17 protein-coding genes, 1 pseudogene and 1 riboswitch are annotated in these 19,136 nt (G+C 41.4%); of the genes and pseudogenes, 8 read left to right on the top strand and 10 right to left on the bottom strand.

Annotated elements, in window-relative coordinates:
* Nucleotides 1-14 precede the first annotated feature (14 nt).
* The 6 genes and pseudogenes from OMHG_RS18435 to OMHG_RS13845 form a co-directional block, all read right to left on the bottom strand.
* Nucleotides 15-224 (bottom strand): hypothetical protein, encoded by a 210-nt coding sequence (locus tag OMHG_RS18435; RefSeq protein ID WP_147629085.1) that lies wholly within the window; start codon nucleotides 222-224, stop codon nucleotides 15-17.
* 626 nt (nucleotides 225-850) lie between these two features.
* A complete protein-coding gene (locus OMHG_RS13820; RefSeq protein WP_010651481.1) occupies nucleotides 851-2,728 on the bottom strand; it encodes an ABC-F family ATP-binding cassette domain-containing protein in 1,878 nt (625 codons plus the stop codon).
* 336 nt (nucleotides 2,729-3,064) lie between these two features.
* Nucleotides 3,065-3,532: a 6,7-dimethyl-8-ribityllumazine synthase gene (ribH, locus tag OMHG_RS13825; RefSeq protein ID WP_010651482.1), complete on the bottom strand. Its 468-nt coding sequence runs from the start codon at nucleotides 3,530-3,532 to the stop codon at nucleotides 3,065-3,067.
* A gap of 27 nt (nucleotides 3,533-3,559) precedes the next feature.
* Nucleotides 3,560-4,171 (bottom strand): annotated as a pseudogene (ribB, locus tag OMHG_RS13830) (3,4-dihydroxy-2-butanone-4-phosphate synthase); the annotation flags it as partial.
* A 19-nt stretch (nucleotides 4,172-4,190) separates the two neighbouring features.
* Nucleotides 4,191-4,841: a riboflavin synthase gene (gene ribE / locus OMHG_RS13835; RefSeq protein ID WP_010651484.1), complete on the bottom strand. Its 651-nt coding sequence runs from the start codon at nucleotides 4,839-4,841 to the stop codon at nucleotides 4,191-4,193.
* A 167-nt stretch (nucleotides 4,842-5,008) separates the two neighbouring features.
* A riboswitch (FMN riboswitch) is annotated at nucleotides 5,009-5,157 on the bottom strand.
* A 1,157-nt stretch (nucleotides 5,158-6,314) separates the two neighbouring features.
* Entirely contained in the window at nucleotides 6,315-6,812 is a 498-nt protein-coding gene (locus OMHG_RS13845) for a peroxiredoxin family protein (protein WP_010651486.1), read from the bottom strand.
* 188 nt (nucleotides 6,813-7,000) lie between these two features.
* Between OMHG_RS13845 and OMHG_RS13850 the strand changes: the two genes are divergently transcribed.
* Nucleotides 7,001-7,987, top strand: a complete 987-nt coding sequence (locus tag OMHG_RS13850) for a DmpA family aminopeptidase (protein ID WP_010651487.1) — start codon at nucleotides 7,001-7,003, stop codon at nucleotides 7,985-7,987.
* Nucleotides 7,988-7,997: 10 nt separating this feature from the next.
* Here OMHG_RS13850 and OMHG_RS13855 read toward each other — a convergent pair whose 3' ends face one another.
* The 4 genes from OMHG_RS13855 to OMHG_RS13870 all read right to left on the bottom strand — a co-directional run bounded on the left by OMHG_RS13855 (nucleotide 7,998) and on the right by OMHG_RS13870 (nucleotide 10,443).
* The gene (locus tag OMHG_RS13855; protein ID WP_010651488.1) at nucleotides 7,998-8,648 is read right to left on the bottom strand and encodes a VC0807 family protein; all 651 of its coding nucleotides are present in this window, start codon (nucleotides 8,646-8,648) and stop codon (nucleotides 7,998-8,000) included.
* Nucleotides 8,649-8,818: 170 nt separating this feature from the next.
* Nucleotides 8,819-9,730, bottom strand: coding sequence for an RluA family pseudouridine synthase (locus OMHG_RS13860; RefSeq protein WP_010651489.1), 912 nt, complete (start codon nucleotides 9,728-9,730; stop codon nucleotides 8,819-8,821).
* Nucleotides 9,731-9,887: 157 nt separating this feature from the next.
* Entirely contained in the window at nucleotides 9,888-10,118 is a 231-nt protein-coding gene (locus OMHG_RS13865; protein ID WP_010651490.1) for an excisionase family DNA-binding protein, read from the bottom strand.
* A 46-nt stretch (nucleotides 10,119-10,164) separates the two neighbouring features.
* On the bottom strand, nucleotides 10,165-10,443 hold the full coding sequence (locus OMHG_RS13870) for a GNAT family N-acetyltransferase (protein ID WP_010651491.1): 279 nt from the start codon (nucleotides 10,441-10,443) through the stop codon (nucleotides 10,165-10,167).
* Nucleotides 10,444-10,648: 205 nt separating this feature from the next.
* On the opposite strand from OMHG_RS13870, the gene OMHG_RS13875 reads away from it, so the two are divergent.
* The 7 genes from OMHG_RS13875 (at nucleotide 10,649) to OMHG_RS13905 (ending at nucleotide 19,125) form a co-directional block, all read left to right on the top strand.
* Nucleotides 10,649-12,334 (top strand): methyl-accepting chemotaxis protein, encoded by a 1,686-nt coding sequence (locus OMHG_RS13875; RefSeq protein ID WP_010651492.1) that lies wholly within the window; start codon nucleotides 10,649-10,651, stop codon nucleotides 12,332-12,334.
* A gap of 396 nt (nucleotides 12,335-12,730) precedes the next feature.
* Nucleotides 12,731-13,780 carry an amino acid ABC transporter substrate-binding protein gene (locus OMHG_RS13880; RefSeq protein ID WP_010651493.1) on the top strand — a complete coding sequence of 350 codons (1,050 nt, stop codon included), beginning with the start codon at nucleotides 12,731-12,733 and terminating at the stop codon, nucleotides 13,778-13,780.
* 86 nt (nucleotides 13,781-13,866) lie between these two features.
* Nucleotides 13,867-15,042 carry an amino acid ABC transporter permease gene (locus OMHG_RS13885; RefSeq protein WP_010651494.1) on the top strand — a complete coding sequence of 392 codons (1,176 nt, stop codon included), beginning with the start codon at nucleotides 13,867-13,869 and terminating at the stop codon, nucleotides 15,040-15,042.
* An 85-nt stretch (nucleotides 15,043-15,127) separates the two neighbouring features.
* Nucleotides 15,128-16,267 (top strand): amino acid ABC transporter permease, encoded by a 1,140-nt coding sequence (locus OMHG_RS13890; protein WP_237566199.1) that lies wholly within the window; start codon nucleotides 15,128-15,130, stop codon nucleotides 16,265-16,267.
* A gap of 16 nt (nucleotides 16,268-16,283) precedes the next feature.
* The gene (locus OMHG_RS13895; RefSeq protein ID WP_010651496.1) at nucleotides 16,284-17,063 is read left to right on the top strand and encodes an amino acid ABC transporter ATP-binding protein; all 780 of its coding nucleotides are present in this window, start codon (nucleotides 16,284-16,286) and stop codon (nucleotides 17,061-17,063) included.
* A gap of 150 nt (nucleotides 17,064-17,213) precedes the next feature.
* Nucleotides 17,214-18,074, top strand: a complete 861-nt coding sequence (ypfJ, locus tag OMHG_RS13900) for a KPN_02809 family neutral zinc metallopeptidase (protein ID WP_010651497.1) — start codon at nucleotides 17,214-17,216, stop codon at nucleotides 18,072-18,074.
* 172 nt (nucleotides 18,075-18,246) lie between these two features.
* Nucleotides 18,247-19,125 carry an ATP-binding protein gene (locus OMHG_RS13905; protein WP_010651498.1) on the top strand — a complete coding sequence of 293 codons (879 nt, stop codon included), beginning with the start codon at nucleotides 18,247-18,249 and terminating at the stop codon, nucleotides 19,123-19,125.
* Nucleotides 19,126-19,136 lie beyond the last annotated feature (11 nt).

Here is a 19,136-nt window from a genome sequence, read left to right on the forward strand (position 1 = left end):
GCTGGTGGTCGGGCTCATGCATTCCGGCTGGGCCCTAGCTCTAATTCTATTTGGTGCCGCTCGTTTGACGGGGGCTCTTGCGCTGGATGGTGCTGCCGGCATGGCCGGTACTCTGTAATTGTGAACTTCAGCATTTTTCTTGTGAACATCAGCCTTTTCGTTGTGAACATCAGCATTTCTCTTGTGAACATCAGCTTTTTTGCTCCAAACATCAGCATTTTCACTCACGAGGCCTCCAAATCGCCTTTTTTCCCCTGCTGAAAAGCCCCGCTAGCGCGAGGCTGGTGGTCGGGCTCATGCATTCCGGCTGGGCCCTAGCTCTAATTCTATTTGGTACCGCTTGCTCGGCTGGGGCTCTTGCGCTGGATGGTGCTGCCGGCACGACAGGAACTTTGTAATTGTGAACTTCAGCATTTTTCTTGTGAACATCAGCTTTTTTGCTCCAAACATCAGCATTTTCACTCACAAGGCCTCCAAACCGGCTTTTCTTTCCTGCTGAAAAGCCCCGCTAGTGCGAGGCTGGTGGTCGGGCTCATGCATTCCGACTGGGCCCTAGCTCTAATTCTATTTGGTGCCGCTCGTTTGACGGGGGCTCTTGCGCTGGGCGGTGCTGCCGGCACGGCCGGTACTCTGTAATTGTGAACTTCAGCATTTTTCTTGTGAACTTCAGCACTTCTGCGTCAAACTCAGCATTTTCGCGCCAAACTTCAGCATTTCTCTCGTGAACTTCAGCATTTCTGCGCCAAACTTCAGCATTTTCACTCCAAGCATCAGCATCCACCCTCACAGATCCACACATTCCGGCCCCGGCCAATCCGTTCCCAGACAAGCCACAATTGAAACAATTCACCTATCTATTTTCCATTTCCTCTACAAGGAGAGAAAGTTCTTCCCATCTTTCCATCTTTGCTTCCAGTTCTGCTTCAGCTTCCTGTTGTTTGGCAAAAAGTTTTTGCACTTGTTCGGAGTCGCTGCCGGCGTCTATGATCCCTTGCTGCAGCTCCTCTACTTTTCCTTCAAGTTCCATGATCTTGTCTTCAATTGTTTCCCATTCCCGCTGATCATTATAGGAAAGCTTTTTCTTTGGTTGTTTAGGTCTTTCGCTAACTTTTTCGAGTTTAGGCTGTGGTCGTTCGTTCTGTTTTCGCTCCTCGAGATAGTCGCTGTAATTTCCATAGAAAAGCTCCGTTCTCCCTTCACCTTTGAAAACCAGCAGACGCTCGGTTACCCGGTCTAAAAAGTATCTGTCGTGGGATACGGTTATAACAACTCCCGGAAAATGATCCAGATAATCTTCTAAGACACTTAATGTCTGAGTATCCAAGTCATTTGTCGGTTCATCGAGGAAGAGCACGTTCGGTTCTGTCATTAGAACTTTAAGTAAATACAGTCTGCGCTTTTCCCCACCGGAAAGCTTGCCAATATAGGTCCACTGCTGGGAACGGGAAAAGAGAAAGCGCTCAAGCATTTGTTCAGCAGTTATTACTTGTCCGTCTTTTGTGTGAATAACCTCTGCTATCTCCTTGATATAGTCAATAATGCGCACGCTTGCATCCAATTCCTCGTCACCCTGTGTGTAATAGCCGATTTTGACAGTTTCCCCTATTTCGATTTCTCCTGCGTCAGGCTGAATGCGGGTAGCCATTATATTTAATAATGTTGTTTTTCCGGAACCATTTGCACCAATGATACCCAGACGCTCCCCAGGCACGATTAAATGGCTGAAATCACGGAGAAGCACTTTGCCGTCATAGGATTTCTCAATTTCTTTAAGTTCAATAACCTTCTTACCTAATCTGGTCGAACCAACTTGGAATTCCAGGTCATCCTTCTTTGTATCAAAGGTTTCCTTTTTCAAGTCTTCTACACGTTCAATTCTTGCCTTTTGCTTAGTTGATCTTGCTTTTGCACCGCGGCGAAGCCAGGCCAATTCACGTTTTAATGTATTCCTGTGTTTTTGCTCACTGCTGATTTCAAGTGCTTCGCGTTCTGCCTTTTTCTCCAGAAAGATCTCATAATTTCCTTCATAACTGTAGAGATTGCCTTTATCAAGCTCATAGATTCTGTTTGTTACCCGATTTAAAAAGTATCTATCGTGTGTTACGAGCAACAAGGAACCTTTGTAGGTCTGCAAATATTTTTCCAGCCATTCGACCGTTTCATTGTCAAGATGATTTGTCGGCTCATCGAGAATCAGTAAATCAGCAGGCTGGATGAGTGCTTTTGCAATTGCCACACGCTTTTGCTGTCCGCCTGACAGTTCGGTAATCTTTTTCCCGAAATCGGTAATTCCAAGCTTCGTCAATACGGTTTTAGCTGCAGTATTTGCTTCCCAAGCCTCTTCTTCGTCCATTTTCTGTTGTAATTGGATAAGCCGTTCCTGATTTCCCCGGTTGTCGGCATTCTCCTGCAGTTTCAATAGTGCTGCTTCATAAGAACGCATTAACTTCATGATGGAAGCCTCGCCAAAATAAATCTGCTCCATAACGGTCAAATCGGGATCTAAAACAGGCTCCTGTGCCAAATATTCTATTTGATAGTCTTTTGGATGCTTAATGCTTCCCTTTTCAGGCGGTTCCAAGCCTGCTATAACTTTTAAGAAACTTGATTTACCAGTACCATTAACACCTATCAATCCAATTCTTTCCTGATTTGCAATTGTACAAGTAATATCGTTAAAAAGTATCTTTTCGCCATAGGATTTATGTAAATTTTCAATTGTAAGCATAGTTAAACCTTCCTCGCGTTGCATAAGTAGCGATCAATTATTCTTCCCGGTCCGATTCCTAATAAATGTTTTAATCATAATTACAATTAAAAATAGCAGCCAGGATGTCACAAGATAAAAAATGATTTTACTTGTGTTATTCATTTCTTCAAAAAACGTGGCCATTCCCGCCCAGACTATTGCCACGATGCCAAGTTGTGCTATGAGTAATTTGATGGTAATCTCCTCCGGTTCGTTTAAAATCCCCTAACTAGTAGTTTAGCTTAACAGGAAGGATATTTCTAGATTAAAAGTCGGGAGCGGTAAAGTACCTCTCCCGACTTTATTCATGCTGGATCAATCCAGCATTGTTATCACATTCGCCATTTCTATCGCTGTAACTGCTGCTTCTGCGCCTTTATTGCCTGCCTTCGTACCTGCACGTTCGATGGCCTGTTCAATGGTTTCCGTTGTCAGAATACCGAAAATGACCGGTTTGCCCGTTTGGATAGCAGCATTGGAAACCCCTTTTGCAGCTTCATTGCAAACATAGTCAAAATGTGGTGTTGAGCCACGAATGACGGTTCCCAACGTAATCACCGCATCATATTTATCACTCTTTGCCATCTTGTGGGCAATTAACGGCAGTTCAAATGCACCGGGTACCCAGACAGTGTCAATCATCTCTTCTGCAACACCATGCCTTTTCAACGTGTCAGATGCCCCATCGAGTAATTTACTTGTGATAAATTCGTTGAACCTCGCTACAACTATCCCAATCCTTAAATCTGTACCAACTAGATTTCCTGTATATATATTTCCCATATATTCCATCCCCTTTTTCTATTGAAGTATTAGTTTCTCCTGTTTTTTCCGATAAGTAATTAAATCTGCGATGGTTATTATTTTCAAGTCAAACTTCTCTGCTATGTTTTCCAAATCCCGCTTGCGGGCCATCGTTCCATCTTCGTTAATAATTTCGCAAATCACCCCGGCAGGAAACCCATTGCTCAGGACTGCCAAATCTACAGCGGCCTCAGTATGTCCGGGACGCTCCAGGACACCACCAGCTTTTGCTATCAGCGGGAATACATGCCCCGGCCTTTTAAAATCGTCAATTGCCACTTTCGGATTAGTCAATTCAAGTATTGTCTTTGATCTTTCTGCAGCACTGATCCCTGTTGTTGTGTCTCGATGATCAATCGATACAGTAAAAGCTGTTCCCAAAGGGTCTGTACTTTTTTCAGTCATCAGTGGAAGACCAATCTTTTTGGCAAGATCTGCCTTTATTGGCGTACAGACTAACCCTTTTCCATGTGTAATCATAAAGTTGATCACTTCAGGTGTTGCCCTTTCCGAAAGTGCAATAAAGTCTCCTTCATTTTCTCTATTTTCGTCATCCATAACGATAATGGGTTTTCCAGTTTTTAAATCTTCTATAGCCTGTTCAATAGTATGAACCATCTAATCACTCCTTTTCGATTTACATGAAACCTGCTGTCCTCAGTAAGTCCTCATTGACGCCTTCCTGATCTGCTTCATTTGGAATCTGAAGCATATGCTTCACATGCTTAGCAAGCAGATCACATTCAATATTGACGATATCGCCCTTTCCTTTTTCACCTAATACCGTTTCATAAACGGTGTGGGGAATCAATGAAATCGTAAAAACATTGCCGCTGACACCAAACACAGTCAGACTTATGCCATCAACTGTAATGGATCCCTTATACATTAAAAATCCTGCTAATGCTTCTTTAATCTCAATATCATAATAAATCGCGTTTTCCTTCTTCCGCTTATCGATAATACTTCCTGTTCCATCAACATGTCCGGAAACAAAATGGCCTCCAAATCTGCCATTCGCCATCATCGCTCGCTCCAGATTCACTTTTGCGCCTGGTTTCAGTGCTTGCAATGACGTAGATCTGATTGTTTCGGGCATTGCATCGACTTCAAAACTTTTCAAAGACATCTGTTTTACGGTCAAACAAATCCCATTGACCGCGACACTATCACCGATGTTGACGTCTTTTATTACTTCTTTGGATCCAATCGTTAATGATACTGCCTGTTCAGATACTTTTTTTATTTTTTCCACTGTCCCCATCTCTTCAATAATTCCTGTAAACATCAGCCTTCCTCCTCCACACCAATTTGCCTCCGACATAGAAAAAAGCCTCTGAATGATCTTCAGAGGCTTAAAGTTAGAATTTTAATTACACGCACCGTGAATAAATAGCATTCCAGTATTTGCACATAAATGCACAAAATGGAACAGCTATTAAAGATGCATGTCCAAAATTCCTTCTCTCATCCAGACTTTAACTGTCGGCTCTGGAGTCACACCAGATCCACCGTTTGGTTGTTGAAACCGCACGGGTCACGGACTTAGAAGCTAATGCTTCATCACCGCCGATTGGGAATTCCACCCTACCCCGAAGGAATAAAACGTATGAAATTTTTTATAGTATAACACTTAATGAGGATGAAATCCAATTAAGGATATTATACCGCCCATCCAATATACAAGATATATCTGCCGCTTCCCCCAATCGTGCGTCCGCACTGTCCCAGCTTTCTCGATGCCTCTTTGTTTTCATTGATATATCATTAATATTCGGGATATTTCATTAACATTTGGGATATATCCGTAATTTTAATGATGGCTGTTTTCTCAAAGATTGTTGTTTTCCATAAAATATATAAACTGCAAGGTAACAGCAATGCCCGATTTCCGCTCCGGGCAGTCGCTTTCCGCGGGCAACGCTTCAGCTTCCTCGGAAGCAAGCCCGGCTTCCTGCGGGATCTTCAGCCGTTGCTTTTCCCGCTGGAGTCGACTGCCCTGCGCTGCAATCCATCAGCTTCATAATTGAATATTAGTAAATCGATTCAGAAAACCCAATCATAGCGGAGGAAATATACGAAGACTCCTGCGGGAAAGCGAAGACGATGAGACCCCACAGGGAGCGAACTTTGCGAGCGAGGAGGCTCATCGCGAGCCCGCGGAAAGCGCAGTGTATTTCCGGAGCGGAGGTTACCACACCATAATTTCTACAAACAATTGACAGAGCAGCATAGAAATGAGGAAATTCACTTTAGCTTTTTTGTCTTCAGAAAAACTGAAAACGCTAAGCCCCCGCTAGATGCACCTGCGTCTTCCAGTAACGCTTCGAAGCAGGCTTCCTCGGTGCAAGGGAACAAGGAAGCAATCGCAAGCAGTGCTCTGGCTTACACGAGCCCGCGAAAAGCGTAGTTTGTTTCCGGAATGGGGATAAATCACCAATCATATATTGTTACGTCACAGTTTCCATCAAATACAAAGTTAGAAATAACAACAATACTTACGAAAAGAGCCTTAATGATTTACCAGTAATTTTATGTGATATACCATTAATTTCCCATTATACCCCGCCCCTCCTTATTCTACTTCGAAACTGTACTTTCTGCAGTAACATTATACTAAGGGACAGCCAACTTCCAACTGGGCCTCTACCCGCTTAATTGGTCCACCAAAAGTAACTTTTGTGCGCTACAGGCTCCAAGCGGTTCACTCCATAAAAAAGCCCCCTCTAACAAATCAGGGGGCAGGGCCAAATCCGTACATTTACTTCATCTTCTCATATTCGGCAATCATGCGTTCATAGTTGAGTGCACCGTACGCTTTATATCGGATAATCCCTTGCGAGTCGATCATATAGGTTGTGGGAATTGGACTTATTCTATACATGGTGGAGACTTTACCATCCACATCCATCAGAATGGGAAAGGTCAACTCATATTCTTGAACAAATTGTACAACCTGTTGTTTGTTCATTTCCGTATCGGTTAAATTCACTGCAAGGATTACTGGATCGTTATCCAGATAAAACCGCTGCATATCCGGCATTTCTTCTCTGCACGGCGGACACCAGGTCGTCCAGAAATTGAGCATCACCCGTTTGCCCTTATAGTCAGAAAGCTGGATCGTTTCCCCATTCATCGTCTGCAGTTCAAAATCGGGTGCTGCATCACCTATCTCTGTTCCATTCGATTCAGCTATAATTGTGTCGGCAGTCCAGAAAAATAAACCCATTAACAGTGCCATCATCACGATTCGTTTCATGTTCTATCCTCCATGGCAAATAATATCATTAGTTTCCCATAGTAGCTCAAATACATTCAAAAATTACTTATTTATTTAGATTTTGCTATAATCAAAATGTATACATAAAAACGAATAAACCGACTATATAGGAAGAACAGAAAGGTCTTAGTCTTAATCTACAACATTCCTCATCAAAGGAGATTGTCATGAAATTACAAAAAGGGAAATTTAATTGTATTACAGATGTCAGTGATGTAAAGGTTGGACATGTGACGTTATATGAAAAAGTGGATGATGAAAATACGATATGTACGGGAGTAACTGCCATTCTTCCTCATTCCGGGAATTTATTTATGGAAAAAATACCTGCTGCAAGCTCGGTTATTAATGGATTCGGCAAAACAGTCGGACTTGTGCAGATCAATGAGCTTGGACTAATCGAATCTCCCATTATGCTAACGAATACGTTCAGTGTTGGCGCGGTAACCGATGGAACTCTTAAATATATGATAAATGAAAGCAAAGAAATCGGCGATACAACAAGTACAATCAATATTGTCGTTGGAGAATGCAATGATGGCTATCTGAATTCAATACGAATGCAGGCAGTAAAGCCCGAACACGCTATAGAAGCGATTAACAATGCAACCTCATCTCCCACTCCACAAGGCTCTGTTGGTGCAGGTAAAGGGATGGTCTGTTTTGGGTACAAGGGCGGAATCGGCACAGCTTCCAGAGAAATCACCACGGAAATAGGAGCATATACTGTCGGCTGCCTCGTACTAAGCAACTTCGGAAAACGGGATCAAGCGCGATTTGCCGATTGGAAAAATCTTGAGATTGACACTCCTGACGGCTCCATCATGATAGTGATTGCAACAGACGCCCCACTCTATGACCGGCAATTGAAACGGCTTGCCAAGCGATCTGCAGCAGGACTTGGAAGAGTCGGGAGCAATATAGACAATGGAAGCGGCGATATCGCAATCGCATTTTCAACTGCAAATAAACACCCTCACTTTACCGAAAATGCAACCGAATCCATTACTCATTTACGTGATGACCATCCCGTGATGAATCAGCTGTTTCAGGCGGTAATTGAAGTTACCGAGGAATCCGTAGTCAACTCACTGAAACACGCAGAAACAACTACCGGCAGAAAAGGAAGAGTCGTGAAAAAGGCGCCATTTTAAAAGGGCTGAGTCACTTGTTGGCCTCAGCCCTTTTGCTTTCTTCCATATTGGTTTTCAAGAATTGATTGATTTTCACAGAATTCAAATAGAACCCTGCCATAATGAGACCACTAAAGACCCAGCCGGTTATCGTCATGTAAATAATCATTTGGCCATAGCCATCCGCACCATAACGCGTTAAAAGCCACATTTTTAATAGATTCTGAAATACATTGCGTAAAGCAAATAGTAATGTAATGTATTGAAATCCCATAAAAATTTCTTTCACTTTAAATAATGATATTGAGTCATTACGAGGGTAGCCTTGCAAATAGGCAAAATCCACTGCAAAGTAAAGTGCCAGCGGCTTCTTTATTAGCATAGAAAATAAATAAACAGAGGCAAATCCAAACCCTAAAAAAACCTGATTCCAAAGCATCCTCTCAGCTGAAGATGACAATAGATTAACCGTTGTACTAATAAGCAGGGATGAAATAATAAATAAACCTAAAACGTTGAATTGTCTCTCCTTCACAAACCGATAAACCGTATAAATGAATGCGGGAGCAGTTGAAAGCAGTATGGCCCAATAATCACCCAAAGGCTCCCTTCCGAATTTCCAGATTAAGAAAGGGATTGCTCCATAACAAAGTAAATCCAAAAAGGCCAATTTCCTATTCATCGTTCAGATACCATCATCTTTTTTGATAAAGCCATTTCTTTCGTCATTGCAAAAATATACATAAAATAATAAACCTCCAGATTAACAATGTATGTTAATTATACATTGTTTCCACCCTGAATGTTCTTACTTATTTGATTTTTGCAAAAAAATATTTAGACTTGGCAAAATTATTTTGATTTAGATAGAAACGATTGTGGTACATCTGCCTTAAACAACAACAGCTGATCTGTTGTTGGATGATTAAATGACAGCACCTTTGCATGAAGACCTAATCTTCCAATTGCATTCCGTTGCTTGGAACCGTATTTTTTATCTCCTACAACCGGATGCCCCAGATCCTGCATATGGACACGAATCTGATTCTTCCTTCCTGTTTCAAGCTGAACTTCCAGTAATGAGAACTCTTCATTCGCCTGTATTACCTGATAGTGTGTGATTGCATGCATTCCGTCATTCTTTGTAGGGCTGGAGTACATCAAATGTGTTTTACTTTCTTTTAACCACGAAGAAATATATCCCTTCTCTTTTACAACCTTTCCTTCTACAAGAGCGACATATGTGCGTTCTTTTACAATATCCTTCCAGTTATCCTGCATCTTCCGTTTAACCTGTTCGCTTTTGGCAAACATCATAACTCCCGAAGTATCTTTATCCAATCGGTGGACAACAAACACTCTATTCTCAGGGTCTTCTCTTCTAACATACTCCATTAATTGGTGGAGCGCAGTCTGTTTCTTCTCTTTTTCGGTTGCAATCGATAATAGTCCCGCTTCCTTATTGATGACAATTACATCCTCATCTTCATAAAGAATGGACATCCCGATTAGTACATTTTCTTTTATTGCCGCTTTGTTCTTTAAAATTGTGACAGTCTGGCCCGGACGAAGATTATAATTATATTTAGTTTCAATATGATCATCGATCGTCACTTGACCTCTGGCCAAAATTGACTTCACAGAATTACGGCTTCTATTGGACATAACCTTTAATAAAAACGTCAATAATTCCTCAGGTTCTTTTACTTCATATTTCAATGACTTTGCTTCTTTTCTGTAATTCGAATATTTTTTATTAGCCATAATAGTTAGCTCCTTAAACAAAAATGTTAAGCATAAACCGGAATGCTCTCCAGCTTAGTCTTAACATTAGATGGAATGTATTTGAAATGCAAATATATAAACAAAAAGATAACTAGGAAGATAATAATTTGATTTATTGTAAGCGAATTTCCCTTACCTAATCTTCATCCTTTACATCGATATCTTCTGGTATCGGTTCACTAAGGTATTCCTCTATCATCAATCGATACTTCTCTACTTGTTCAAAATGTGTCGTGAATTGTTCTTTATTGATAAGGTACTGTTCACCATCATGAATCGCACGAATACGTCCTTGCAATACGAGTGCAGATACTTTCGTTTCATCCATAGACAAATATTCTGCAGTATCCTGAACAGTCAGGTACATCACCCTCAGCACCTTTCTATAATTAATATTAGATAATCTATGTTTATTATTTACTTAAAACGTCATGATATGCTTCATTTTCTTCCATTTTATTTTTAGCATATGGACATAAAGGCAATATTTTCTTGCCAGCCTCTCTAGCATAAAGCACTACATTTTCTACTAATTGTCCTGCAATACCTTGGCCACGAAGGTCACTCGATACGTAGGTGTGGTCTATGACTAGTCTTTCCTCTCCAGATTCCACAAAAGTAATCTCTGCCAATGGATTCCTGACATTGTCTCCCACATAGAACTTATTTGCACCTTTGTTGATAGTAGCCATTTTATTCCTCCTATATTTGAGCGTCATCGATATATTATACTCCTATTTTTTGCTCAATGGAATGGAAGTGGACAAAATTAGCAATTCCAATTCTAACCTTTACTAATTTAATAATGTCAAAACTTAACATTGGCTTAATATTTGACTGCTATAATTTATTGGTAGCAGTACAAAAGGACTACTTATCATAAAGGGGAAAAGTATCATGTATCGGTTATTCAATAGATTTCTTTCAAAAGCAACGCTGCGAAGCAGATTATTGATCCTATTTATAACTTTAATCGTTATTTCCATCGTAAGTGTCGGAACGGCTTCGTATATACAGGCAAAAAATATCACCATGAATACCATAGAGGACCGATTAGCAAGAGAAACACAATTAATGGGATACATAGCAGAAAATCTGCACTTTTTATATGTCAGTGATCCCCATTATTTTATGCAGCAATTAAATGCGAGTATTCGTACCCAGCAGGAAGAGCTGGAAACAGACGGAATAAAGTCCCAGTTCTTCTATATTTCAGATAATGTAGCGAATCCTTTCACAGTTAGTGCAGATACACTGCCACCGATTTCCGATTCGCTGATTACGGCTATAACAGAAGAAGGAAATGGACAGATTAAGAGAGAGATTGAGGGCGAACGCTATACGATTTCCTTCCAGCAAATGGAGGAAATCGGAGGAATCTATACATTGCTTGTTCCGGATAGCTCCTTTATGGAACCTGTTATAGAAATGGGCTATTCCATCCTTTCTATCATTGCTGCAAGTGTATTGATTTCTACTATTCTACTGACACTTTTCGTCCAGACCTTAACAAAGCCGCTAACCTTCTTGCGCAATACAATGCGAGGAGTAAGGGAGGGCAATCTGCAGCAGACGCCAGCACCGAACACAACGCTGCCGGAATTCGTGTCCCTGCATAAGAGCTATGACGCCATGATCGGACAGATGCGTACAATGCTCGATGAGTTAAAGCGTACAACTTCGGAACTCCATCATACAGGAGAGGATTTGCAGCACTCATCGAATAGCGCCCTCCAATCCAGTCATGACCTGATTGAATCAATTAATGTCGTAAAAGCAGGCGCAGAACAAACGGCAAGCAGCTCGGAAGACAGTGTATCGAGCTCAATTGCTATGAAAAATAAAACTGAAATCATGGCGGGAAATATGGATCACGTATTTGCAAACGCTGAGAGGATGCAGCTTTCTGCTTTAAATGGGGAAAAAAATATAAAAAAACTAATCACTTCCTTCCAAAGCTTTGAAACCGACTTCTATCAACTGGACAAAATCGTCCAGAAGGTCAATGACGATGCAATATCGATTTCAAAGCTCGTCGGATTAATTCAAGGTATTGCTAAACAAACCAAATTATTATCATTAAACGCATCGATTGAAGCAGCAAGGGCAGGCGCTTCCGGAAAAGGCTTTTCAGTGGTGGCAAATGAGGTCGGAAAGCTTGCAGAACAGTCATCAGCGGCAGCGGACCAAATAACGAGTTCCATCTCGAATATGGAAGAAATCACAGACCACGCAACAACTGAATTCAGACAAATGCTTCTTAAGACAAGCAGTAATTTGGAGATTGCCAATGAATCAAAGGCTTCCTTTGACCACTTGATGAAGGAAATCGCCGAAACAACCAATAATCTCAAGGGAACAGAAAAAGAATTAAGGGAGTTAAAAAAGGAGCTTCCAAAACTGGAATTGTCCGCTGAAGACTTTGCTTCTATTTCACAGGAAACATTGGCCAGCACCGAAGAAATGCTCACCAGCAGCGAGCATCAATATCAGCAGACAGAAGACACGCATGATATTGGACTAAAGCTTATGACCTTATCGAACTCTCTATCAACCATTACAAAGCAATTTAAGATAAAGTGATCCCATTTGGATATATCTAAACCGAATCTGTTTATCCCACCCGAAAATCCAGAGCTGATATCTGCATTTTCGGGTCTTTTTTATGTTTTCCCTCCCTTTATTCAAAACAGTAAATTCCCGATTTCGAACCATTTTCCCTTTATTTTCAGAGATTTTTTCCTTGTCATAGTATTGTAAGATAATCTTACAAATTATTATAATTTTGTGTTAATTTAAAATATTGTGTTGACTATGTGTTTTTTTAGTTATAAAATATGACATATCAAGTTAGGTAACATTACATCTGATTCATTCTTCCTAGATATACATAAATCCCGTGGGTATTTATCCATCTGATAAAAAGAAATTCCTAAAACAGATGGAATAATTATACAAAATTATAATAGGGGGTAGAAAATGAAGAAATCATTTTTATTCGGTTTTCTTATGATTTTTGTACTATTTTTGGCTGCTTGCACAGAGGATGAGGGCGCAGAAGCCGAATCAGAAGACGAAAGCTCGGCATTGGATACTGTTGTTGATCGAGGAACAGTGATTGCCGGTATCAATGATACATTGCCTGGATTTGGATATGTTGGCTCAGATGGTGAGAATACTGGTTTTGATATTGATTTCGCCAAAGCAATTGCTGCTGGGGTATTGGGTGATGCCGAGGCAGTGGAATTTCGCCCATTATCAGCCCAGGAACGCTTCACTGCCTTGCAGACCGGCGAAGTCGATGTTCTGATTCGTAACACCACTTGGACAACAAACCGTGATACAGAAGTCGGGCTGAACTTTGCACCTATTACGTTTTATGACGGACAAGGTATCATGGTTCCCGCAGATAGCGGCATTGAGAGCCTGGAAGATTTGGAAGGCACCCGTATTGGAGTTGAAACTGGAACAACCACAGAGTTGAACTTAGCAGACCAAATGCGCGCTCGAGGAATTAATTTTGAAGCAGTAGTTTTTGATAATGCAGATGCTGTAGTTGCTGCATACGAATCCGGCAGTGTGGATGCATGGACAACCGATAAATCCGGTCTAGTATCACGCCAATCGATTATGGAAGATCCTGAAGCACATCAGATTCTATCTGAAAGTTTATCCAAAGAACCGCTCGGCCCTTCTGTAAGAGAAGGAGACGACACATGGTATGACATTGTCACGTGGATTACATTAGCCACAATTCAGGCTGAAGAATTCGGAATCACTTCAGAAAACGTTGATGAATTCCTTGAAAATGAGAATCCTGAGATTATGCGTCTCTTAGGTACAGAGGGTAATCTCGGAGAACAATTGGGAATTCCTAACGACTTTGCATATCAAGTAATCAAGCAGGTTGGAAACTACGGGGAAATCTATAACCGCCATCTTGGACCAGATACAATCTTCAAACTGGATCGCGGTCTCAACGATATCTATACAAATGGTGGTATTTTGTACTCCCCTCCATTCCGCTAAAAGTATAAAAACATTTTAAAATAGTGGTCTGCATCATGAGATATCCTCTGATAGCAGACCTCTATTTCTAAAAAAGAGGTGAAAGAATGAAAAAAGAGAATTCTTCTGTCGCAACACCTTTTTGGCGCGATAAACGAATTGTCCCTATACTGCTGCAGCTATTATTTGTAATAGCATTGATTTTTTCCATCTACTTTCTCCTATCCAACACATTATCAGGACTAAATCAGCTGGGAATGCAAATCGGTTTCGACTTTCTAAGCAATACATCAGGGTTTACTATTTCTGAATCTATCTTGAATTTCCAATCAACTGATACATATGGGAAAGCTATATTGGTAGGAATCCTAAATACTCTAAAAGTGGCATTTTTCGGCATTATCCTAGCTACCATTATCGGAATTATTATCGGCATAGCCAGATTGTCCAAAAACTGGTTAGTCAGTAAGCTGGCATTTGGATACGTCGAAATTTTCCGGAATACTCCCTTGCTTGTACAAATGTTCATTTGGTATTTCGCTGTTTTTCTTCCAATGCCACAAATTGAGGATGCACTAAAGGTAGGGCCTTTCTACCTTACCAATCGCGGTACTGCCATCCCTTGGTTTGAAGCAAATTCAAATTCATTACTCTGGGGAATCATTGCTGCTGCAGGAATTATCCTGGCGATCATCAGTTATAAATTGCTTATGAAGAAAGAAGTGGAGTCAGGGAAGCGCAGATACCCGATCATTTCAGCATTCGGAATATTGATCATCGCTTTAGGAGCAGCTTTCATTACTACGCAGAGCGGCCCTTTTCAAGTAATAGCGCCTTCCATAGAAGGTAAAAGTTTCATTGGAGGAAATACACTCTCCCCTGGTTTTTCTGCCGTTTTATTGGGGCTCGTAATCTATACATCAACATTTATCGCGGAAATTATCAGAGCGGGAATTATGGGAGTCAGCAACGGGCAGAAAGAAGCCACGAAAGCATTAGGCCTTAAAAGCTCTACTTCTTTACGACTGGTCGTTTTCCCACAAGCAATTCGAATCATTATTCCTCCGCTCACAAGTCAATATTTAAATCTGACGAAAAATTCCAGTTTGGCCGTCGCTATCGGCTACCAGGATATTGTAAGTGTAGGGAACACAATCATGAATCAGACCGGTCGGGCTATTGAGGCAATTATCATTATGATTGCCGTTTACTTGACCATCAGCTTATTGACCTCCTTATTTATGAATATCTTTAATAAAAGAATGCAGTTGGTCGAAAGGTAGGTGAAATTTGTTGGAAAACTTAAATATAGAGTTGAATAGTGGGCCGGACACAGGAAAACTGCCTAGAAAACCTCCAAGATCTTCATTGACAGTTTTAGGATGGATAAAACAGAATCTCTTTAGCAGCTGGCTGCAAACTTTATTGACAGTTGTTTCCGCTGCCGTAGTTGGCTATGTAGCGATAAACACACTTCAATTTATCATTTCGGCTGACTGGTCGGTAATAACCGCAAACTTTAAACTTCTGATGGTAGGACAATTCCCTGCAGAAGAGGTATGGCGGATTTGGTCTGTATTAGGGCTTACTTCTGCTTTGCTTGGTGCTTCCTGGGGAATTTGGAAAGGATCTATCGGCCATGTTGCAGTTACGATTGGTGCGTTAATGCTGATTATGCTTGTAATGCCATTCGTCGAACCTAGTACAAGATTTATTCTCGGGGGCAATATAGCGCTGCTCCTCATCATGTTCTATCTCGGTCAGAAGTTTGCGAAAATGAAATTACCCGTATTAATTTTATGGATATTATTGGTACCAATCACCATTTCCTTGTTAAATGGCTTCGGAATTATCGCTCCCGTCAATTCAAACATTTGGGGAGGATTTTTATTAACTATGCTTATTGCCGCGGTATCGATAATCTGCTCTTTTCCGTTAGGTTTATTGCTTGCACTTGGAAGAAGAAGCAAACTGCCAGCAATTAAGTGGTTTTCCATCATTTATATTGAATTGATTCGAGGCATTCCATTAATTACTGTTTTATTTGTATTTCAATTAATGCTTCCACTATTTCTCGGGAATAGCATTGAGATTAGCAACGTCCTCCGGGCGATGATTGGATTTACCTTATTCGGTGCTGCCTACCTTGCTGAAAATATCCGAGGTGGATTACAATCCCTGCCCCGTGGCCAATTTGAGGCTGCACAGGCATTAGGACTGAATTACCCGCGCATGATGGGACTGGTCATATTGCCACAGGCTCTTAGGGCAGTTATCCCAGCAATGGTAGGACAATTCATATCCATATTTAAAGATACCTCGCTCGTTGCGATTGTAGGTCTTACAGATTTACTCGGTATGGGGCAGAAAATCATTGCCAATCCAGAATTTCTGGGGAAAGCAATGGAGGTATTCCTATTTATTGCCTTAATCTATTTTATCTTTTGTTCATTAATGTCACATGTAAGCAGAAGGCTTGAGCAGTCATTAGGAGTCGGAGAACGTTAAAGAAGGGAATGAAACGATGGAAAGCGTATTTGGAGTTGAAAAGCTAAATACCCCAGTGGAGAAACGAAAAGATATTATATCTGTCAGCGGGCTCAATAAATGGTTCGGTGATCTGCATGTACTTAAAGATGTAGATTTGACAGTAAAGCAAGGCGAAGTGATTGTTATACTGGGCCCATCAGGTTCAGGAAAGTCCACATTTATCCGCACGCTGAATGCACTTGAGGAATTCCAGGAGGGCGATATCAACATTGATGGGATAAATTTGACAAACGACTTGAAAAATATAGAAGAGATTCGTAAAGAGACGGGAATGGTATTCCAATCTTTCAATCTATTCCCCCACATGACCATCTTAAAAAATATTACCCTGGCCCCAATCTGGGTCAGAAGATGGAAGAAGAAAAAGGCCGAACAAATCGCTAAGGACCTCTTAGAGCGAGTAGGCATACCGGAACAGGCAGATAAATTTCCCGGCCAGCTCTCCGGCGGGCAGCAGCAGCGCGTCGCAATTGCAAGGGCTTTAGCAATGCAGCCAAAAATCATGCTGTTTGATGAGCCTACCTCAGCACTTGATCCCGAAATGGTAAAAGAAGTCTTGGATGTTATGAAAACATTGGCTGACTCTGGTATGACAATGTTAGTGGTAACCCATGAAATGGGCTTTGCCAGACAGGTTGCCGATCGAATTATTCTGTTCGATTACGGAGAGATTGTGGAGCAAGGTACACCAGAGCAGCTCTTTGATCATCCCCAGCACGACAGAACGAAATTATTCCTGTCGCAAATTTTATAACAGAACTGCAGATGAACCCTTTCGAACCAGGAAAGGGTTCATTTTTCTTCAGACATAAACAAGACAACACCCCCTCCCCTAACGATACATTAGAACCCTGCGAATTGGGTATATACTAAATATATCTCTAACTGTACAGGGGGACTGGCAATGAAATGGCGCGGCAGAAAACAAAGCAGCAATGTTGAGGATCGTAGGGGCAGAAGTTCCGGCAGCGGATTGGGAATTCCTGCACTGGCAGGTGGCGGAACAGGAGGAATAATCATCCTGCTGCTTGTCATGTTTCTCGGCGGGAACCCTCTTGACTTCCTATCAGGCACAACAACTACAGATCAGCAAAGTACAACCCAGTATGTCGAAACAGAGCGCGAAGCTGAACTCGCCGATTTCATATCGGTAGTGCTCGCAGATACAGAAACCATTTGGTCAGATATTTTCAAGGAAAATGGCATGCAATATACAGAACCACCCCTGGTATTATTTAATGATTATGTTCAGTCAGCTTGCGGTGGGCAGAGTTCTGCAGTAGGTCCGTTCTACTGTCCCGGTGATCAGAAACTCTATATCGATTTAAGCTTCTATGATGAACTGGAAAGAAACTTTCAGGCACCTGGTGACTTCGCCATGGCTTACGTTATCGCACATGAAGTCGGTCACCATGTTCAGACCCTCCTTGCTTTAAACAAAGACCTAAATGAAGCCCGCGGCAAAGTCAGTGAGGAAGAATTGAATGAGCTATCCGTCCGCTCTGAACTTCAGGCAGATTATTTGGCCGGTGTATGGGCACATCATGCAGAGAGCATGAAATTACTTGAAGCGGGAGATCTGGAGGAGGCCCTCGACGCTGCCAGCGCAATCGGGGACGACACTCTCCAGAAACGTGCCCAAGGTTATGCGGTACCAGAGACTTTTACACACGGGACCTCTGAACAAAGGAAAAGATGGTTCTACCGGGGGTTCGAATCCGGAAATCTAGAGGATGGGGATACATTTGAAGCTAATGAATTGTAATGCCGCTTCTTTCCATGTTACATCCTCTCTAATTCTTCCACTAATAAAGCAATTATAGAACCGATGATAAATATCATCCCACTATTAGTGGTCCCTCTTTCTTAAACCTTAATTGCAGGATTTTTATTTTTGCATCCAAGTAAGTTACAATGGTTACGAAAGGGGTTATATGATGAACAACGACTACCATTTACCTGAAAATATAATGCAACTATTAAATACAAAGCGGAACGATAACAACCAGGAATCATTCCAGGAGTTAATCAGGCCAGGCGGATATGTTCCACCTGAAATCGATTTATTGACAGATGCTATCACTGCCTTAAGCATGGGAAAGAATGTATTATTGAAAGGCCCAACTGGTGCTGGAAAAACCAAATTCGCCGAATCCCTTTCCTATCTTTTTAACCAGCCGATGTTCAGTGTCAACTGTTCTGTTGATCTCGATGCAGAAAGTCTGCTCGGCTTTAAAACCCTAGACTATCAGGGAGAAAAACAAATCATTGACTTTATCCCTGGACCCGTAACAAATGCGATGAATTATGGAGACTTTCTTTATATCGATGAAATCAATATGGCCAAACCGGAAACCCTCCCATTAATAAACGGCGTATTGGATTATCGCAGGACTATTACAAACCCATTTACTAACGAAATCATTAAGGCAAAAGAAGGCTTTGGTGTAATTGCGGCTATTAACGAAGGATACATCGGTACTGTCCCACTTAATGAAGCATTGAAAAATCGGTTTATCGTTATTGAAGTTCCCTATATTGAAGGGGATCAGCTGAAAAGCCTCATCCAAACCAACACAAATCTTTCCGATAAAAACTTAATCGATCTTTTTGTAAAGCTTTCCAGCGATCTAATAACAGCCGTTCACCAAGGTAAGTTATCAGAAGATGCCGCTTCAATCCGCGCATTACTGGACGCCTGCGATCTAAGTGTCATCATCCCGCCAAAACGCGCGATTCTCAGATCGATTATTGATAAATTAGAAGAAGAAAGAGAACGGGAATTTGTAAACAACCTATCAGATACTCTATTTTAGTTAGGAGAATG

Origin of the sequence: Oceanobacillus massiliensis str. N'diop, assembly GCF_000285495.1 — a bacterium.
Classification (GTDB): Bacteria; Bacillota; Bacilli; order Bacillales; family Amphibacillaceae; genus Oceanobacillus; species Oceanobacillus massiliensis.

Excerpts from the sequence above, each read along its gene's own strand:
- ribE (WP_010651484.1), bottom strand. The coding sequence starts at position 4,841 with ATGTTTACAGGAATTATTGAAGAGATGGGGACAGTGGAAAAAATAAAA.
- OMHG_RS13820 (WP_010651481.1), bottom strand. The coding sequence starts at position 2,728 with ATGCTTACAATTGAAAATTTACATAAATCCTATGGCGAAAAGATACTT.
- OMHG_RS13880 (WP_010651493.1), top strand. The coding sequence starts at position 12,731 with ATGAAGAAATCATTTTTATTCGGTTTTCTTATGATTTTTGTACTATTT.
- OMHG_RS13865 (WP_010651490.1), bottom strand. The coding sequence starts at position 10,118 with ATGTACCTGACTGTTCAGGATACTGCAGAATATTTGTCTATGGATGAA.
- OMHG_RS13855 (WP_010651488.1), bottom strand. The coding sequence starts at position 8,648 with ATGAATAGGAAATTGGCCTTTTTGGATTTACTTTGTTATGGAGCAATC.
- ypfJ (WP_010651497.1), top strand. The coding sequence starts at position 17,214 with ATGAAATGGCGCGGCAGAAAACAAAGCAGCAATGTTGAGGATCGTAGG.
- OMHG_RS13905 (WP_010651498.1), top strand. The coding sequence starts at position 18,247 with ATGAACAACGACTACCATTTACCTGAAAATATAATGCAACTATTAAAT.
- ribH (WP_010651482.1), bottom strand. The coding sequence starts at position 3,532 with ATGGGAAATATATATACAGGAAATCTAGTTGGTACAGATTTAAGGATT.
- OMHG_RS13885 (WP_010651494.1), top strand. The coding sequence starts at position 13,867 with ATGAAAAAAGAGAATTCTTCTGTCGCAACACCTTTTTGGCGCGATAAA.
- OMHG_RS13850 (WP_010651487.1), top strand. The coding sequence starts at position 7,001 with ATGAAATTACAAAAAGGGAAATTTAATTGTATTACAGATGTCAGTGAT.
- OMHG_RS13895 (WP_010651496.1), top strand. The coding sequence starts at position 16,284 with ATGGAAAGCGTATTTGGAGTTGAAAAGCTAAATACCCCAGTGGAGAAA.
- OMHG_RS13845 (WP_010651486.1), bottom strand. The coding sequence starts at position 6,812 with ATGAAACGAATCGTGATGATGGCACTGTTAATGGGTTTATTTTTCTGG.
- OMHG_RS13870 (WP_010651491.1), bottom strand. The coding sequence starts at position 10,443 with ATGGCTACTATCAACAAAGGTGCAAATAAGTTCTATGTGGGAGACAAT.
- OMHG_RS13860 (WP_010651489.1), bottom strand. The coding sequence starts at position 9,730 with ATGGCTAATAAAAAATATTCGAATTACAGAAAAGAAGCAAAGTCATTG.
- OMHG_RS13875 (WP_010651492.1), top strand. The coding sequence starts at position 10,649 with ATGTATCGGTTATTCAATAGATTTCTTTCAAAAGCAACGCTGCGAAGC.